The 17,818-nt window shown below is 40.1% G+C and carries 14 protein-coding genes; 4 read left to right on the top strand and 10 right to left on the bottom strand.

The genetic code is table 11. The features are described from left to right. Window positions 1-89 precede the first annotated feature (89 nt). Window positions 90-1,190: a hypothetical protein gene (locus ACM0OZ_RS08790; RefSeq protein ID WP_414582408.1), complete on the bottom strand. Its 1,101-nt coding sequence runs from the start codon at window positions 1,188-1,190 to the stop codon at window positions 90-92. 515 nt (window positions 1,191-1,705) lie between these two features. Next, a complete protein-coding gene (locus tag ACM0OZ_RS08795; protein WP_414582409.1) occupies window positions 1,706-2,800 on the bottom strand; it encodes a hypothetical protein in 1,095 nt (364 codons plus the stop codon). A 741-nt stretch (window positions 2,801-3,541) separates the two neighbouring features. Between ACM0OZ_RS08795 and ACM0OZ_RS08800 the strand changes: the two genes are divergently transcribed. The 3 genes from ACM0OZ_RS08800 (at window position 3,542) to ACM0OZ_RS08810 (ending at window position 6,792) form a co-directional block, all read left to right on the top strand. Continuing rightward, on the top strand, window positions 3,542-5,233 hold the full coding sequence (locus tag ACM0OZ_RS08800) for an ABC1 kinase family protein (protein WP_414582410.1): 1,692 nt from the start codon (window positions 3,542-3,544) through the stop codon (window positions 5,231-5,233). A 93-nt stretch (window positions 5,234-5,326) separates the two neighbouring features. Next, a complete protein-coding gene (locus tag ACM0OZ_RS08805) occupies window positions 5,327-5,695 on the top strand; it encodes a hypothetical protein (protein ID WP_414582411.1) in 369 nt (122 codons plus the stop codon). A 212-nt stretch (window positions 5,696-5,907) separates the two neighbouring features. Further along, on the top strand, window positions 5,908-6,792 hold the full coding sequence (locus ACM0OZ_RS08810; RefSeq protein ID WP_414582412.1) for a hypothetical protein: 885 nt from the start codon (window positions 5,908-5,910) through the stop codon (window positions 6,790-6,792). Window positions 6,793-7,174: 382 nt separating this feature from the next. Here the strand turns inward: ACM0OZ_RS08810 and ACM0OZ_RS08815 are convergent, their stop codons facing one another. After that, a complete protein-coding gene (locus ACM0OZ_RS08815; protein ID WP_414582413.1) occupies window positions 7,175-7,948 on the bottom strand; it encodes a hypothetical protein in 774 nt (257 codons plus the stop codon). 308 nt (window positions 7,949-8,256) lie between these two features. Here ACM0OZ_RS08815 and ACM0OZ_RS08820 point away from each other — a divergent pair, with 308 nt between their 5' ends. Beyond that, a complete protein-coding gene (locus ACM0OZ_RS08820; RefSeq protein WP_414582414.1) occupies window positions 8,257-8,694 on the top strand; it encodes an NUDIX hydrolase in 438 nt (145 codons plus the stop codon). 388 nt (window positions 8,695-9,082) lie between these two features. Here ACM0OZ_RS08820 and ACM0OZ_RS08825 read toward each other — a convergent pair whose 3' ends face one another. The 7 genes from ACM0OZ_RS08825 to ACM0OZ_RS08855 form a co-directional block, all read right to left on the bottom strand. After that, window positions 9,083-10,015, bottom strand: coding sequence for an Npun_R2821/Npun_R2822 family protein (locus ACM0OZ_RS08825; RefSeq protein WP_414582415.1), 933 nt, complete (start codon window positions 10,013-10,015; stop codon window positions 9,083-9,085). A gap of 10 nt (window positions 10,016-10,025) precedes the next feature. Next, window positions 10,026-11,021, bottom strand: coding sequence for an Npun_R2821/Npun_R2822 family protein (locus tag ACM0OZ_RS08830; RefSeq protein WP_414582416.1), 996 nt, complete (start codon window positions 11,019-11,021; stop codon window positions 10,026-10,028). 112 nt (window positions 11,022-11,133) lie between these two features. Then, on the bottom strand, window positions 11,134-12,093 hold the full coding sequence (locus tag ACM0OZ_RS08835; RefSeq protein WP_414582417.1) for a glycosyltransferase family 10 domain-containing protein: 960 nt from the start codon (window positions 12,091-12,093) through the stop codon (window positions 11,134-11,136). 96 nt (window positions 12,094-12,189) lie between these two features. Next, entirely contained in the window at window positions 12,190-13,401 is a 1,212-nt protein-coding gene (locus tag ACM0OZ_RS08840) for a glycosyltransferase family 4 protein (RefSeq protein WP_414582418.1), read from the bottom strand. 4 nt (window positions 13,402-13,405) lie between these two features. Then, window positions 13,406-15,649, bottom strand: a complete 2,244-nt coding sequence (locus ACM0OZ_RS08845) for an ATP-binding cassette domain-containing protein (protein WP_414582419.1) — start codon at window positions 15,647-15,649, stop codon at window positions 13,406-13,408. An 88-nt stretch (window positions 15,650-15,737) separates the two neighbouring features. Then, on the bottom strand, window positions 15,738-16,895 hold the full coding sequence (locus ACM0OZ_RS08850; protein ID WP_414582421.1) for a glycosyltransferase family 4 protein: 1,158 nt from the start codon (window positions 16,893-16,895) through the stop codon (window positions 15,738-15,740). Window positions 16,896-16,940: 45 nt separating this feature from the next. Further along, window positions 16,941-17,783, bottom strand: a complete 843-nt coding sequence (locus ACM0OZ_RS08855) for a putative nucleotide-diphospho-sugar transferase (RefSeq protein ID WP_414582446.1) — start codon at window positions 17,781-17,783, stop codon at window positions 16,941-16,943. Window positions 17,784-17,818: the final 35 nt, after the last annotated feature.

Below are 17,818 nucleotides of genomic sequence, written 5' to 3' on the forward strand. Positions count from 1 at the left end.
AGGGGAGTGTCAATAGGTAAATTCCTGTTGGTTGTAGCATTTTTAGAGTGAGCATAACCCACTCCTGATTGATTTGTCTTTTTCGCTAATTAATTTCCAATAGGCGGAGCAAGAGCGACACGGGGAGTTCCACCACCACCGACGCTTTTTGGTCCATTGTTATCAACAATGGAAAATGCTTGAAACAGCTTCATAAAGTCTTCATAAAACAGACCACTTGAACCCTCAAAATCGTAGCCGAAGGAGTTGCGAAACTCTTGTGTCACTCCTTTCTCGACTGCAAAGTAGTGAGCATCCCAGCCTGCGTCGTCAACAACGTAAGCACCATAATCTTGCAAGGCATGAAACAACTTTTTCGCAGCAGGTGTTTGCAAGTTGAGGCTTTGTTCGGTTACGTTCGGGGGAATTGCCAGTAGTGTCCCCTGTACAAGAGAGGGGTTGTTACCGTGGTATTGGTTGGCTGCATTGCCATCTGCCCGGTCTGCAGGCCAGCGATACCCAGGATTAGGACTAGAGTGAGAATAGTGAAGGTATTTTTCCCCCCAAATGACAACTTTTAAGGCGTGACGAATTGGTTCATTGCTGGTGAGTTCACCTTTGCGAATAGAACCACCAATCGAAGAAAGACCAGAACCAAAATGTGCTCCCCCTATCCCATCGCTGTAAATATCAACATTTGGAAAACGCCAACCATAGATGGAGCCTGCATTTTGACAGCGAGCAAGAGGTTCAAGCTGTATTAGGGTTTTTCCATCAGGCATCAGAAAGGCTGATGCGTTGTTAGGGGTGTGATATGGATACTTCGTAGCGTCTGGAATGATCATGTCGTCTGGAACTGGCAGCCAGATGTCCATAGGTTTCGTGCCTGTACAGCGTCCTTCACCCCAAGCACCAGGAGCATAAACTGGACGCCACGGATCTGTATCCTTAAGTTTAAAGAAGTATTCGTTATCTGCCCCAGCATAGTGCGCTTTTCCTATGTTTGCGCTTATGTAATGAGCATCCGAGCCAATTGGCATATTCCAAGGCGATGTGGATGCAAATGGCCAAAGAAATTTGTCGCGTGTCGGGGTTTCGCTTAGGCTAGGGGTTGCCAGACAACCAATAAGTAGAGCGGCAATGACACCAGCTACAAATGCAACTGTATAAGACAGGCGCTTACGGCTTGTCAAAGGTTGAATAATGGTCATGAAAAAGCCACTCCTCAACTATTTACCTCCTCAATTATTTACCGTGGTACTGCTAGCTCTTGGCATGCCTGATAGATAATGTCGCTGCCAATGAATCCGTAAGATCGTACACAAGGTAGTGCAAACTTGTAAACATTTGTAGTTTAGTAAAGATAGATTTATAGAATTATAAAGTTTTGACGTGGTTAAACTAGCTAAATCTTTGGAAGTATCGCTTTAAACTTCAGGCAAAACATTATACTATGAGCAATCGATCTGTTTTAGACCTTTTTCAAACTCTTCATAGCACTAAAAGTCGTTATATTTTCGGTGGACTCAAAGACAAGTTTGATTTCTCAGGAAAATGATTGGTTGGACTCGATGAGCCAAGAATCCCACAGCTACCATATTTTAGGTTCGCTCTAATGTGGTAGCCGTGGGAGCATCAACAGTTAATCAGTAATAAGGGAACGCGGATTTTTCCGGTTCTAATCAAACGGCATCAGCCACCCCTTATGGATTTGTCCACTCGCTCATTAGTTGCCAATAGGCGGAGCAAGAGCGACACGGAGAGTTCCACCACCACCAATGCTCTTTGGTCCGTTGTTATCAACAATGGAAAATGCTTGAAACAGCTTCATAAAGTCTTCATAAAATGGACCACTTGAACCCTCAAAATCGTAGCCGAAAGATTTGCGAAACTCTTCTGTGACTCCTTTTTCGACTGCAAAGTAGTGAGCATCCCAGCCTGCGTCATCAACAACGTAAGCACCATAATCTTGCAACGCACGAAACAATTTTTTCCCAGCAGGTGTTTGCAAGTTGAGATTTTTTTCGGTTACATTCGGGGGAATTGCCAGCAGTGACCCCTGTACTAAAGAGGGGTTTTTACCGTGGTATTGCTTGGCTGCATTGCCATCTGCCCGATCTGCGGGCCAGCGGTACCCACGATTAGACCCAGAGTAGTAGAGGTATTTGTTCCCCCAAATGACAACTTTTAAGGCGTGACGAATTGGTTGGTTGCTGGTGAGTTCACCTTTGCGAATAGAACCACCAATCGAAGAAAGACCAGAACCAAAATGTGCTCCCCCTATCCCATCGCCGTAAATATCAACATCTGGAAAACGCCAACCATAGATAGAACCTGCCTTTTGACAGCGAGCAAGAGGTTCAAGCTGCACTAGGGTTCTTCCATTAGGCATCAGAAAGGCTGATGCGTTGTTAGGCGTGCTATATGGTTTGCTCGTGGCGTCTGGAACGATGAGATCGTCTGGAATTGGTAGCTTGGTATCCAAATATTTCTTACCTGTACAGCGTCCTTCACCCCAAGCACCAGGAGCATAAACTGGACGCAACGGATCTCCATCCTTAAGTTTGAAGAAATATTCCCTATCTGCCCCAGCGTAGCCTGCTTTTCCAATGTTTGCGGGAATGTAACGTGCCTTTGAGCCAATTGGCATATTCCAAGGTGATGTGGATGCAAATGGCCAAAGAAATTTGTCGCGTGTCGGGGTTTGGCTGGAACTAGGGGTTGCAAAACAGCCAATAACTAGAGCGGCAATGACACTAGTGAGAAATGCAACTATGTAAAGCAGCCACTTACGGCTTGTCAGAGGTTGAATAATGCTCATGAAAAAGCCATTCCTCAATGATTTAATGCAATAGTGCTACCTCTTGGCATGGCTCATCAAATAATATGTCTGTCAATGAGTCCGTAACATCGTACACAACGTAATGCAAATTTTTCTTTATATTCCTATAAAGAAAAATTTACACAAAAAAGAAAACTTTTAGTTTGAGGTGGTTTACAACAAAGAGTGCAACCACACAAACCAATCCCACCTCCACAAGTTTCATGGATGTGTACTTCTTTTCTCTATTTGCAACGGACACATTGCCTGTTTAAAAGATGAATAGAAATGCCAAGATTTTAGTGATTGGGTACTTTTGCTTTATTTTTTCTGTTGTTACGTACCCTTGGGGCAACCTCACTCCAGGTAAAGATTATCTGAGTGTAAAAGTATACTACCTTTCAACGTTATTATTGTTCTAACAGAAAGGGTTATTTCTGTCAATAGAATTGAAGTTAGGTTTTTCTATAGCTTTTGATAGCCAGAATTTAAGATAAAAAGCGCACATTTATATGATTATCTTACTGAAATAAACATTTTTTCTATAAGGTAAAATAAGTATTTATACTTTTATGTACTAATATAAAATAAAAGATAAAAAGTAACGTTAAGTAAAGATTAGCCTGTTCGGACAAGGGACAACACAGGAAATGGCTACAAAGCAATTATTTAGCTTGAAGGATGCCCTTGTTCGGCTCAAAAAAAGCAAAACCTTTTTCAATATAAGAGGAAGATAAGGGAGTGAATGAAAAGACCCTTACACAACAAGAGAATCGACGCTACGACCCCAAGGCGATCGCCCGTTACTACGGCTACCGTCCCTGGCTCGCTTGGGCGCGGGCAATCAAGATTATTTGGTCTTTTGCGGTATTTATTCTTAGTCTCAAGTGGGATGAATGGCAAAATCAAGAGGAGCAAAATAAGTTCAAACGAGCTATCCAATTGCGGCAGTTGCTGACCCGCCTCGGTCCCACCTTCATTAAAGTTGGTCAAGCCTTGTCAACGCGACCAGATCTGGTTCGTAAAGATTACTTAGACGAACTCGTGAAGCTGCAAGACCAGTTACCACCTTTTGATAATGCACTCGCCTACAAAATTATCGAAAGCGAACTAGAACGTTCAATTGACGAAATTTTTAGCGAGTTATCCCCATCTCCCGTCGCTGCGGCTAGCTTAGGTCAAGTTTATCGTGGTCGTTTGATCAGCGGCGAAGAAGTAGCGGTGAAGGTACAACGCCCCAACTTACGCCCAAGTCTCACACTTGACCTTTATCTTTTGCGGTGGGCGGCGGGTTGGTTAGGTCCTTGGTTGCCTTTAAACTTAGGTCATGACCTGACAATGATTGTGGACGAGTTTGGCACCAAGTTATTTGAGGAAATAGATTACATCAACGAAGCCCGCAACGCGGAAAAATTTGCTAATAACTTCCGCGACGATCTGCAGGTGAAAGTACCAGGTATATATTGGCGTTACACCAATACCCATGTTTTAACCCTAGAGTGGATTAACGGCTACAAACTCACTCAAACAAACAGTATCCGCGAAGCAGGTTTAGATCCAGAGAGAATCATCCAAATTGGCGTGACCGCAGGATTGCAGCAGCTGTTAGAACACGGTTTCTTTCATGCTGACCCCCATCCAGGCAATTTATTTGCTGTGCCAGACGGTCGTATGGCTTACATAGACTTTGGGATGATGGATCAGTTGCATGAAACCACAAAAGAAACTCTGGTAGATGCACTCGTACACGTAGTTAATAAAGAATACGACGAATTAGCCCAAGACTTTGTCAAGCTAGGTTTTCTGACTCCAGATACGGATATTCGCCCGATTATACCAGCATTAGAAACAGTTCTGGATAATGCTATTGGCAAAAACGTCGGGGATTTTAACCTCAAAACGATTACTGATCATTTCTCGGAACTGATGTATGAATATCCTTTCCGCATCCCCGCACAGTTTGCTTTGATTATTCGTTCTGTGGTGACGCAGGAAGGAATTGCTCTTAGCCTCAATCCCCAATTCAAGCTTGTTGAAGTGGCGTATCCTTATGTGGCAAGGCGCTTGCTAACAGGAGAATCTCCAGCACTACGGCGACGGTTGCTCAATGTGCTGTTCAAAGATGGTAAGTTCCAGTGGCATCGGTTAGAGAATTTGATTGCGATCGCCCGTACTGATAGTAACTTTGACGTATTACCCACAGCTCAATTGGGATTGCAATATTTGTTGTCTGATGAAGGCAAATTTCTCCGGCGACAGTTGGTGCTTGCTTTGACTGAAGACGATCGCCTTCATACAGAAGAAGTCCAACGCTTGTGGGATCTGGTTAAAGATGACTTAAAACCAACTCGCTTGTTAAACGTAGCGATTGGAGTTTTAACAGACTTTTCCAGAGACGGAGTCGCTGCTATTTTACCGAGAGCCTTGAAATAATTATGAATTATCAGGCATGAATTATGAAAAAATTTCTTTATCTTCATAATTTCTAATTCATAATTCCTTACCCAATACCCATCTGGAGTTTTCATGTACTATTACCCTGAACAACCGCCTTATGTTCTGTTAGTTGTTGGATTGTTTGCAGCATTAGCCTCGGGTGCAGCGTTAGCCGGAACACTTAAATCAATTGTGCAGAAATGGCAAAACGATGGTGCAGAAAGTTCTGGATCTCGTATAGCAAGCAGAAATTTGTCTGTACCATTTTTAGGAATAACTGCTGGTATTGGTCTATTTCTCTGTTCAGGTTTTGAGATATTTGGCTTTCCGCCCTTACTTGCCTATGCAGTTGGTGTACCAGTCGCTATTCTGACTTGCTTGCTCATTTGGTTCCAGTTGGGAAGTATGCTGGCTTTCGTAGAACGCCAAGGAATACAAGCTCTAGATTTAGATTCTTAGTAGAATGACTATCTACATATAGGGTGGGCGCTGCTAACCAGTTGATTTATGGGTGGACAGTGCCTGCCCTATTTATATTTAAAAATATTTTTATATAATCATTATTTTATTACTAAAAATCAAAAATACCTAATTAGATAGGTGTATTCTATACAAATAAAGAATATAATTAGATAATTTTTTAAAACATTTACTTTTTTTAAATAAAAATTATGACTCAAGCAGAACCAAAATTTTGCTTTTGTACCTTAGCATTGGGTAAAAAATATCGTGGTCTTGCATTGTTATTAGCAAAAGATATAGAGAAATACTCACCTCACACCTCTTTTGTCGTTTTAACTGATCATCCCGACGATTTTAGCAAGCAATCTAATGTTCTTGCGTTTAAACATAGACAACAAGGTGTTAAATCTTATCATGATAAAAGATTTGTTATAGAAAAATCTTTATTTATGTTTCATTCCTGCATTTTTATGGATGCAGATATGAGAATTTTAGCACCAGTTGTTCCACAAAATATCACATGGCTTCAATTACCAGGAATAACGGCAAGAGGGTGTGAGAGTATACCCAAAAAGTATGCCAAAGTTATTGCTGGAACTGCTAACTCCAAACTTTATCAAGAGTTTCAAGTGACTCATAAAGCTGCAAAAAAGTTAAATTTACAACTAGAAAGTGAAGAAGTTAAATTTGTTTACGAGTATTTGTTTGCCGTTACAAAGGATTCTGGAAGGGAGATAGAGTTTCTTAGGGAATGGGGAAAAATGGCACTATATTATGAATTAAATGGAGTGTATGATGCAGAAGGAAATGCAATAGGTTTGGCTGCTGCTAAGGCAGGTTTGCCAGTAAGATGGAGTGCGATGGAGGGCATTACCTTTTTTAAGGATAGAACCGAATTCATTAAAATTCAAAAGGGACAGTCGAACATGGAAGAAATGTCGGTCTATTTTGAGCAGCAGCAAATGCTGGAACACCCAAATCGCTCTTTGTTTGAACGAATTGTAGAGAAAATCGCTAAAACTATGAATTTTGCTTATAATATTTTGAATTTAAGAATTCAAGCATTAAAGAATTTTGATTTCTACTACCGATAGTCAAAGGTCATTTATAAAGTAAAAATAAAATTTTTGTAGGGTGTGTTAGGCGCACCCTTTCGATATAATTTGTAACGAAAAACATGGCATGAGCGCCTAACGCACCAGCATATACAGTACATTGCAAGTAATTGAAGTACAATACTGAGGTCTAAAAGCCATACTCTAAGCCCTTTTTACTTCTGACTTCTGAGTTCTGACTTCTGAGTTCTGACTTCTGAATTCTGCTGTAACATGGTGCGCCCTTGCTAAAGCCGTAACGCAACGGCAATAAAGCGGGAGGAACATCCACACCGCTTTTTGCCTCCCCTACTTAAAATTTACTTTATAAATCAACTCTCAGTGATAAAGAAAGAAATAAAGATGGTCATTAATTTTGTATCTATTTATAGAAAAAGTCATAATCTTTCAATGCCATTAGCCTAGCTAAATTGAGTCGGTAGTGATAACCAAGCCTCATTTTCCATTTATCCCAAGATGTTTGCTGCGTGTAGGTCATAGAAGCCCCTATATGCTTAACAGCTTGTTTAATTGCTTGCCAACCTTCTTGTTTAACAGTCCATCCTACCTGAGCAGCAGCTAATCCCATAGCATTGCCTTCGCCAGAGTGAATGCCTTTCAATTCCAAATACCTGCCAATCATCCCCCATTGCTCGAAAAATTTGCTTTCTCTTCCCTCATCTCGAGCAATAACAAATAAAGATTCTCCGATATATTGAGTATTTTCTAAAGGTAAATTTAACTTTGATGCTACCTTCTTGAAAGCTTCTAATCTCTCAGGGCTATATTTGCTGATATGTTCAATTAAATTCTCGCAATGACCTGCCGTAATTCCAGGTTGCCAGTCTACATTATCCGAAACTTTAGATGATATTCTAGTATCTGCATCAATATAAATAGCAGCATCAAAATTTGATAAAGCTTTGGCTAGAACAAAACGTTTATCATGATAGCAAAGAAGAATGCCTTGTTGTTGATGTTTATAGGCTAAAGTATTACCGTAACTTTTAAAATCTTCTGGTTCATCTGTGTAAATTACGATGGAAGTGCCTGGCGAATTTTCTTCTAAATCCTTAGCTAACTGTTGAGCAAGCAGGCGATACTTTTTGCCCAAGGCTAATGTGCAGAAGCAAAAAGATTTTTGCTTTTGACTCATAACATTCTGCATTTATTATCCTTGCTAGCATCATATCGTAGAGATTATAGCTAAGAGGATAGGGTAAGAAAAACTACCTTAAGGTAGATATTTGCTGAGCATTGGTAGTTTTAGCAGTTATCTTAAGCATATATTACGTTTGAGAAATCAGTTTCGTGACATTAGCTAAGTATAAAGTCTTAAATTTAGTATAGATGATTACATAAAAACTTAACATTAAACTCTTCTTTTGATAGAAAGCCAAGGACATCCGCAAAAAGGTACTTTTTTAAGAAAAACAACATTGATATCAAAGGAATCAGAATTGCATGAGCCAAAAAGATAATAAAGTACTTAAGCAATCTGGGGTAATTCCATATCGAGTCACAAAGGGAAAAATTGAAGTTTTGCTGATTACAACCCGTAACCGTCAAGAATGGGTCGTTCCGAAAGGGGGTATCTCCAATGGAATGAGTCCACCCGAATCAGCAGCAAAAGAGGCGTGGGAAGAAGCTGGAGTTGTCGGTCAGGTGGAGACTGAGGAAATTGGCATCTATAAGTATCGTAAACGGGGCAATATTTACCAAGTCAGAATGTTTTTGTTGCCTGTCGAAAATGTTTTGGAAGATTATCCAGAAGCAAATCAAAGAAAACGCCAGTGGCTAGATGTCCCTCAAGCAATCAGGTGCGTTAGGAAAAGCTCACTTAAAAGAATGCTTAAGACCTTAAAAACCAAGTCATGTAGGGATAACCCTAGCAACATATAATAAAATTTTTGCAAAAGTCCGTATTTAGATTTTAGAACCACAGATGGACAATAAATAAAAGTTTTTCCTCTGTCTTCCCCCCTCAAGAGGGGGGAATGAGGGGGGTGGACACAGATGAATAACTAGTGTTAATCGGTGGTTTCATTTTTATAGAATTGGCTTTTGCACTCTTGTTTAATCTCGAAAACCAGGCAGAATTTTTCAAGTTTTTCAGCTGAGATCTTGCAAGAGTTGCAACAGTGAGTCGTCAGAGGCTCCAAACCCTCGTTACCAGGTTCAACCTGGTAACGAGATATTAGAGCCTCTGGCTCTTGTTGGGTGCAAGATCTGAGTCAGCCACTTTGATAAGGTGGGCAGTGGCTATCCTACTGATAAGCTATGGAAATAGCTATAACTTAGCTTTGATTTGCCTTAATTGATTCTTTAGATTATCCAATGTTTGCTGCCACTGACTTTTCTTTGCTTTTGGTGGGAAAACTGCAGGTGGGAGTGCAGGATTAAGATTGCGGTAATATTCCCAAATATTCCAGTAGGGACAACCAGGTTCAATCCGAATACCAGCCCAGTGAAGGTATTGTAGGGGTTGATTAACTGAAGGGTCAATCAGTATATTTCCCTGAGTCTGAAAATGAGGGCTTCCTCCCCAATTTCCTGGTGCTTTCCCTTTCCGGCAGACAATGTTGAAGCGGCGTGGAATCCGTTTGAGGAGCATATAATTAATAATCGGTTGGTCGGAAGTTTTTTGGGAAAAATCAAAGTATTCTGGATGGGCGGCGCACTCGGCAAAGGTTTCATACAAATCCTGTTCTGAGATAGTGTTTTTCTTTGAACCCCAGAAACCACCGTTGAAAATATCTTTAACTTCAGTTTCAGTAAATACTTTTTCTTCTAAAACTTTCTGTGTGAAGACATTCTTAATGCCTCCTGCGTGTTGATAATCACAACAAATAAAATCATATTCAGCCAGATAGTTAAGATTGTCAATGATTTTTTCAAAGACAACTATATCTGTATCTATGTACAAAAACTCATCAAATGGTCCAAACCAACAAGCTTGCTTGCGAAATTGATTGGGACGGGCAAAAAACTTATTTCCAAAAACATCATGTAATTTTTTTGATAATCTATCGATAAAATCTAAGTCTTCGTATATTTTTACTCCATAATGCTGGTTAAGTGTATCTGCAATGCTGTGATAATTGTCATCGTAAGGAATCATGACAATAGGTGTTTCTGCATCATGCAACCGGATACTATTAAGTAGTGCGATCGCCTGGTCAGTCACCTTATCGTTAGCAATAATATAAATTCCCCTAGTCATTGAATAATCCTCAACCTGCTAATCCTATCTTTCTTAAAATTCGCGTAGCTAAACTCGGAGGTGCATTGTAAGCTTTGGGCTTACTCTTGAACTTTGGTCGCTTGTCTGGTTCGTGCAGATAGCGATAGTGCAAGAAAATTTCCCGGTAAGGGAAATCAATATTTTCCCCAGCACAAACCCGACTAAATAACTTAGACGACAAACCGATATAGTGAATATAAGTTAACCGATTACCTTTGTCATACAAGATATTGTCTTTTGCTTGAAAATGAGAAGAAGTAACGCAACAGCCAGTTTTTTCACTTTCAATAAGCTGGTGAGCAAAATTATAGCTAGAGATGCCTGACCGCATGACCATGTAGTTAAGAATTGTTTGGTCAGGAGCCATATCATAAAGAATTTCTGCTTCTCCTTGTCGCAATTTCTCCAGCAGCCATGAACGCTTGTGAGTATCAAATATATCTTTTTTGGAGGCATAAAAGCCCGAACAAAATATTTTTGTTTGCAGTCTTTCTGGTGTAAATAATTCCCTTAATTTAGTCGATGAGGTATTATAGACATGAGATAAATCTTTAAACTGGAAGTCATACACCACCCAGTCATATTGATTGAGTTGAGCAAAAACTTGCTCTAAGGAACTCATTAATAAAGTATCAGCATCCATGTATACAAAGCGGTCAAAAGGAGCATCAAAGGCACAGTAACGTCTATGGGTGCCGACTCGATAATATTTGTCACTACCAATTTGCCGCCAATGCTCTTGCGCGGTAGGATGAGTATCCCAAATATTGCGGACAAACTCATCCCATTGCTGAATTGAATCTTGATGATCGTAAAGTTGTACATTAGGGCGGCGAGCAATTTCCGCAGCAATTCGGGCTGTGTTGTCGTCGTAGGGATAGACGCAAACGGGCATTTTTTGCCCATAAATTGCCTCAATGCTATTAAGTAGGGCAACGAGTTGGTCGTAAACTCGGTCATTAGCGAGGGTACAAATACCATCCATATTTTTCTGGAGAAGGGGACAAAGGAAATTCGTAGTGAGGACTTTAGTCCTCTTTGGTGTCATGCAAGGACTAAAGTCCTTACTACAAATACGAACATGATATGAAAACTCATTACGAGAATTTGGCAACAAATTCTGAAAGCCAGTTGAGAAGATTTAGTTTGTGGAGGATAATTTGTCTGGCTTCGCTTATCGCTTCTTTTGCTGCATACCAAGCATCAGGGGTAGCAGTTACTTCTCGTATGTAGGCAATGCCTTTTTCATCCAAGCTGGGTAAGCGCAGAAAACTTCCTGGTGGCAATAATTTATCAGCAGCTGGCCCACCATAGTAAATTGGCAGACACCATGCAAGAATTGCATCCCAAAGTTTTTCACTGACATACCAATTATTGTCGGCATAGTTTTCAATCGCCAGATTGTAATAATAGGGTGCCATGCCATACCATTTGTTACCTAACTCTCGTGGTGTTGTCGCCCATGCAGGTAAGCCGCGCCCGTACAAATCAAACTTAATTCCACTGGCTTGTAAGGACTGCAAAAACTGTAATCGTTGGCGATGGTTAGCTGTGCGGCTGATTCCAGAGGTAATCCAACTGCAAGATGCAACCTTTTCTGGAGGTGGCATTTCATTTAATTCACGAAATGAGTTGCTGTGATACCAAATTGCAGGCATATAATCAGGTGTGGGAGCAAAATCATCGGGTCCGGAAACGTAGCCACAATATTTCTGCGCCTGCTGATAATTCTGTTTGTTTCTTTCAACAACCTCATCTAATGGTGGTTCTCGGAGCAGATAAATCACCCGTTCTTTGCTGACGCCGCGTAGTAAAGAATCGATGTTTAATTGAGATTTTTGCTGTTGTTTACGAAACGAATTTAACCAAGATTTCTGTTGTGTAGGTTGGGGAAAATCAAATTGATACATTAGCAAAAAATCTGGCTTGGGTGCAAGCGTCTGCATTTGTATACTGCCCCATACACCAAATTGATGAGGCGTTTGTTGCCACAGCCAATCGCATCTTTTATCAAGATTTTGATAGCTGCTCATCATGCCAACAGTTTTTATAGCCATTTTTTTAGTTGTTAGGTGTTAGTTGTAGAGACGCGCCATGGCGCGTCTTAGTTGTAGAGACGTGCCATAGCGCGTCTGTTATTTGTTACGAATTGCTTATGCAACAAGAGGTGGACGAAAAGATTCATCAACGTAACTCAAAATTTTTGCCGCTCGATTTTCCCAAGAAAACTGCTTAACAAAATTGACACTATCTTGGTAACCTTCTATTTTCCTAGGATAAGTTTCTAAAACCTGCGCCACTGCTTGAGCAAATTTACTGGGATTATCTGGTTCGCACCAAGCAGCGATCGCCTTCGTATTTCTAAACTCGATTAACGAGGGAATTTCCGTCGCCACAATCGGAGTTCCAGAGGCAAAGTAGTCAAACAATTTTAGAGGAGAGGTGAATGTCGCTGCTTTTCCCGAACAATGAGGGTGAGCTAAAACATCAGCTGCTTGGAGCAAAGATGCCAAATCTTCTTGTAAGATGTAGCCCAAGAATATAATGTTGTTCACCTGCTTTTCTTTTGCTAATTGCTGATAGTGTACTACCTCGTTTTCCTTGCCACCTGCACAAGCAAATTGAACATTTGGCATTTGACGAGCTACATCAATCAGGATTTCGATGCCTTTAAATTGCTGTAGTGCTCCCGAATACACGATTAGATGTGAGCGCCCATCAACCAAAAGTTTTTGACGCCACTGGGTTGCTTTTTCCGGATGCCTAATCATAAACAGGCGATTAAAGCCATTGTGCAACTTAATGACTTTTTCCGGTGGCATACCATTTTGAATCATGGTTTCCCGGATTGTATCTGCAACTGTGATAGAAATTTGAAACAGCGGACTATTAACTATTTCTGGTTCAAATAACTTTTCTTCGTGGTGGTGGTGTTCGTAAATTGCTGGAACTCCATTTTTTACAGCAGCTTTCACAAAGTTCCAGTCCCGACTGTGGACAATTTTGGTTTGGGGCAATATGTGAAACGGCAAATAATACTTGGAAGCGATGGTGTTAGAGTCTGTGAATTTGCTTGGCAAATAATCGATGGGCCAAGGCATCGGTAGAGGAGCAACTTTTAGTTTGTCTTGGAGGTTGTAATATTTCACCAAACTTTTTGGTGTTTTTCTAGGACGAAAAGGCAGAACTAAATCAATTGGGTTGAATGCTGCTAATCCTTTGTAGGGATAGACCAAAATCGTTAAGTAACCTAAGTTTGCAGCAGCGTTTGCCGAATTTGTAGACTGAACTAAGTGAGCTTCTGGTTTTGGTAACTCTTCTCTAATAAAAAAAATATAATATTTTTTAAAAGCAGCATTTTTCATAATTTTAGACTTTTACACTATCCTCAAAATGCTCTAATTTATCAAGTAGATGCATAGCATAGTGATAAGCTTCTGAAAGGATTTGATTTTGTTTTTGGGGCGTGTCTACTAAATTATCGGCAAGGGAGCGGAGAGAGCCAAGCATAGGATTAAGGTTTGTTCTCAGCTCCTCAGTTACAACCTTCAAAGTGTCATGTCCCGGAGCGACGCCGTTATTTTCTTCTGTTGCTGAAAATTGCCAGTTTTTCTGTAGGTTAACAATATCATCAAAAACATCTAGAGTATTGAGAATTCTCAAGGCAGATTTGTAGGATTCTTCAATTAATTCCTGCCGCTCTTGGGAATTGTCTGCCATATCATCAATTAATAAGCGTAAAAAGCCAAGCATTGAGTTAAGCCGTGTACGAATTTCGTGAGAAACGCGGATTAAGCTTTGCTTACGTTTGCTAGTTGTTTCTGACTTGTCAGCAAATTGCATTGCGTACAGGCGCGAGTAGAAACCACCTTTTTGTAAAAGTTCTTTATGGTTTCCCACCTCTACCACGCGTCCTTGATCGAGTACGGCGATTTGGTCGGCTTTTTGCACTGTGGAAAGGCGGTGAGCAATCACTAAAGTTGTGCGATCGCGACTCAAATCATCCAGCGCACTTTGGACTAAACGTTCGGAAACGGTATCTAAAGCGCTGGTTGCTTCGTCTAAAATCAAAATTTCTGGGTCTTGTAGCAAAGCACGCGCTATAGCAAGGCGTTGTCTTTGTCCTCCAGACAACATGACACCGCGATCGCCAATCAAGGTATCAAATCCCTCGGGCAATTTGATAATAAACTCATAAGCATTTGCCCGCTTGGCTGCAATCATGATTTCTTCGTCTGTCGCCTCCGGTCGTCCATACCCAATGTTTTTCCGCACTGTATCATTGAACAGGAAGGTATCTTGACTGACAATTCCCATTGCCTTTCGCAACGATTTCAACTCGAAATCGCGTAAATCCACGCCGTCGATAGTAATACAGCCAGATGTGGGATCATAAAATCTGGGTAAAAGGTCTACCAGTGTCGATTTACCTGCACCAGAACTTCCTACCAAAGCCAGTGTCGTACCGCGCGCTATGTATAAATTTACATCTTTTATCACTAACTTATCATGACCAGGGTAGGCAAAGGAAAGCCACTTGAAATGTATTCCCTTTTGTAATTTTGTGTACGGTATTTTACCGTTACCCATCAACGGCTTATTATCCAGACGTAAAAAGTCAGCAACAACTTCCACGCTGCTAGCGGTACTGGCAAAGCTACTACGAATGGTATTAAGCTGAGAAATCAAAGGTAGTACTCGCAACAGGACTAATAAATATGTGAGCATGACAGCGGAAAGCGACGTAATTTGCTGTGCAAAGAACGTGCGACTTAAAAAGACAATCAGGAGTATGGCTGTAATACCCATGACTTCACTCACGGGTGCTATTGCCTCAGAATTGATCTGAGACTGAAAATCTGCTTTTTCGCGATCGCGAATCAGCTTCTTAATCCGATAAAATTCTTTTTGTTCATTACCCGTTGCCTTCACCAAACGAATTCCGTTGAGGGTTTCTAGCACAGAGATTGAATATGCTTTAGACATATCGCTCAGCTGCTTGCCAAACTTCTTAGAACGGGAAATAGCATATTGGTTGACTAACGTTACAAGAGACAGCAAAATTGTAGAAGCAATTGTCAATTCCCAAGAAATTGACAGCAGTAAGCCAACGAAAACTAGAATTGTTATTCCAAGAATAATTAACTTAACTATACTACCTATAGCAGTGGCGGCACGACCAATTTCTCCACCAAGGCTGTTAATTAAATCACCAACTTTCATCTTGGTGTAATAATCTATATCGATTTCTAGCAATAACTGTAAGCCTGCTTCACGCATATCAGAAGTCAGCCGACGCGTTAAACTACTAGAAGCCAACGTACTCGCGTAACTTGCTAAATTTTTCAATAAAATTGTGAATATAATTGCCCCCGCCATGACCAATAAGCGGTAATCTTCTGGAATATTATCAAATGGATACATGATTTTTTTGATAATGTCAGGAGCACCGCTTAAATCTACTTCTTGTCCTACAATCCTGAGAATCACAGGCACAATCAGAGCCGTACTCACACCATTAAATAAAGCTCCAGAAAATCCTAAGAGAATTGTTAGGAAAATTACAACTGGATAAGGTTTAGCAAATCTTAGTAGTAGCTTACTGGTTGACATCAGGAATGTTTATCACAATGTACTTATTATTTGTGAACTTATTTTCAATCATTTCATCTCAAATGAAAAACAGAACTTATCTTTTAGCTCACAACTTAGCAATCACCGACTTTAAGGTAGACCCCATAGTCTCTATGCTATATTTTTCTATGCATCTTGCTCTCGCCTTTGAGCCTCGCTCGTTAGCTGACTCTAAATCCTGAAATATACACTGAATTTGCTCTGCAATTTGTTCCGGAGAACTGGGGTCAACCAAATAACCTGTTTCGCCTAAAATTTCTGGAATATCTCCTACTCGTGTTGACAATACAGGTTTAGCCATTGCCATTCCATCTGTCAACTTTAGCGGAAACTGGGCGCGAGCAGTCAGAGTATCTCGCTGAGGAACAACCACGATATGAGCAGCTGCTACAATTTCAGGCATAACCTCCACAGGGAATTTTGGTAATTTTATAATCCAACGTCCCCATTTTTGAATGAGTTTATCGTCATAATCATCGTAAGGGCTACCACCGACAATGACGAGTCTTATATCTGGCTGATTCAACTGATCCAACGCCATTAAAACATCTTCAACCCCCTTATGAGGTCGTGGTGCGCCAGGAAACATGAGAACTCGATAATCAGAAAGACCATAACGTTCTCTGCTTGCTTCTGGGTTATATTTATCAGGATCAAACATTGCAGTATCTTTGCCATTAGGCAAATAAACACCGCCAAAACGTTCTTTAAGAAACGCAGTATCTATAGTTAGTGCATCTGCATTTTGCACTCTTGCTTCCATCCACTGTAGATACAAAGGATGATCGGGAAATCTCAATGCACCATTTTTTTTGAAAATGTCCCGATAAAATTGCTTAAGACTAGGATGATACTTCCATTCAAAACCACCATACCAACTCAGTTCCCAGTCATCCATATCTAACAGTAAAGGACGACGAGTCCTGAATTTTTTAAGTAAAGGTACACCAAAACTTGTCGGCTTGGGTTTTACTGCATAAATAATATCTCCATCTAATTTTTCTAAAAGCTTCGGAATGGAGCCAAAAAACTTAGGATAATTTGTACCAGGAATGGAAATAATCTCAATTCCAGAAGGAGGAATTGCATACAATTCTTTTCCGTAAAGAAAACCGACAATTTCTACTTGATAATTAAGACTTTTAAGTACTTGAGCTAGTAAAAATGCCCGAACACTTCCGCCTCCGGACAGGTCGCTCACAACTAGTGAAACTTTTGTTCTCATTATATTTATGTAATCAAAAAAAATATTGCATGGCAATACTTATTTTTATTTAACACGCCAAGGATTTCTCACTTGATTGGGTAAAAATACTTTTGCCAATTTGTCAAATACTCTAGTATAAAAAGAACGAGTAATGTCTTTAGCGTACTGAGGTCTGTAAGGATAAGTACAGTGAAGCACCTTAATTTGTCCTTCAATTTTATAATAATCCTTCCATTTACTTAGATAATTGTATGTAGGTGGTAGTATTTTCATTTTAGGGCGGACAGTTTCAATAGCTGAAGCAAAAGCCCCTTGGTCTTTTAATAACAATTTCTCTTGATTGTTTTTCACTATTTCAAAATAACGTTTAAATTCCTCAAAAAATACCTTGGTCGTTTCTGTTTTGCGAAAAGCCATAAAACCGCCATTATACTGAATGCTATCTTCCTTGAGCGGTAGACCAACAGATTGTAGGGTTGGCAAAACATTGGGTAAATTTTCTTGTTGATTACCTCTTAACAAATTTGTAGCTTTAACAATATAAGGTTGTACATCTTCAGTTAATAAAAAATCATAATCATCCAAATACTCAAAGACATCATTAATATCTGTAAGTAAGCAAATATCGGAATCTAAGTAGATTGTTTTGTCAAATTCCGAAGATTCATACAAAGCTAATTTTGCTAGTCGTGATGCCAAAACTGTATTTTCATTGGTGGGAGCCGGTTTCAAGATGATATTTTTAAAAGCGAGAAGCAAAGGATATAGAACTTTGGGTACACGGTCAATTAAAATAATGATTGGTTCTTGATGAAACTTCCTGACTGCAGCTAAAAAATGAACACAATCTTGAAAAGAGTAAAGACCTGTCAAGATTGTAATAAACCCTCTCCTTTCTTTTGCCATAAAATCTTTAGACATTTAATATGTATCGAGATAAT

The sequence above is a fragment of the Scytonema sp. PCC 10023 genome (genome assembly GCF_963920835.1).
In the GTDB taxonomy this organism is placed as follows: domain Bacteria; phylum Cyanobacteriota; class Cyanobacteriia; order Cyanobacteriales; family Nostocaceae; genus Kalymmatonema.

Excerpts from the sequence above, each read along its gene's own strand:
- ACM0OZ_RS08820 (WP_414582414.1), top strand. The coding sequence starts at position 8,257 with ATGAGCCAAAAAGATAATAAAGTACTTAAGCAATCTGGGGTAATTCCA.
- ACM0OZ_RS08835 (WP_414582417.1), bottom strand. The coding sequence starts at position 12,093 with ATGGCTATAAAAACTGTTGGCATGATGAGCAGCTATCAAAATCTTGAT.
- ACM0OZ_RS08790 (WP_414582408.1), bottom strand. The coding sequence starts at position 1,190 with ATGACCATTATTCAACCTTTGACAAGCCGTAAGCGCCTGTCTTATACA.
- ACM0OZ_RS08825 (WP_414582415.1), bottom strand. The coding sequence starts at position 10,015 with ATGACTAGGGGAATTTATATTATTGCTAACGATAAGGTGACTGACCAG.
- ACM0OZ_RS08855 (WP_414582446.1), bottom strand. The coding sequence starts at position 17,783 with ATGGCAAAAGAAAGGAGAGGGTTTATTACAATCTTGACAGGTCTTTAC.
- ACM0OZ_RS08795 (WP_414582409.1), bottom strand. The coding sequence starts at position 2,800 with ATGAGCATTATTCAACCTCTGACAAGCCGTAAGTGGCTGCTTTACATA.
- ACM0OZ_RS08845 (WP_414582419.1), bottom strand. The coding sequence starts at position 15,649 with ATGTCAACCAGTAAGCTACTACTAAGATTTGCTAAACCTTATCCAGTT.
- ACM0OZ_RS08810 (WP_414582412.1), top strand. The coding sequence starts at position 5,908 with ATGACTCAAGCAGAACCAAAATTTTGCTTTTGTACCTTAGCATTGGGT.
- ACM0OZ_RS08850 (WP_414582421.1), bottom strand. The coding sequence starts at position 16,895 with ATGAGAACAAAAGTTTCACTAGTTGTGAGCGACCTGTCCGGAGGCGGA.
- ACM0OZ_RS08830 (WP_414582416.1), bottom strand. The coding sequence starts at position 11,021 with ATGGATGGTATTTGTACCCTCGCTAATGACCGAGTTTACGACCAACTC.
- ACM0OZ_RS08840 (WP_414582418.1), bottom strand. The coding sequence starts at position 13,401 with ATGAAAAATGCTGCTTTTAAAAAATATTATATTTTTTTTATTAGAGAA.
- ACM0OZ_RS08815 (WP_414582413.1), bottom strand. The coding sequence starts at position 7,948 with ATGAGTCAAAAGCAAAAATCTTTTTGCTTCTGCACATTAGCCTTGGGC.
- ACM0OZ_RS08805 (WP_414582411.1), top strand. The coding sequence starts at position 5,327 with ATGTACTATTACCCTGAACAACCGCCTTATGTTCTGTTAGTTGTTGGA.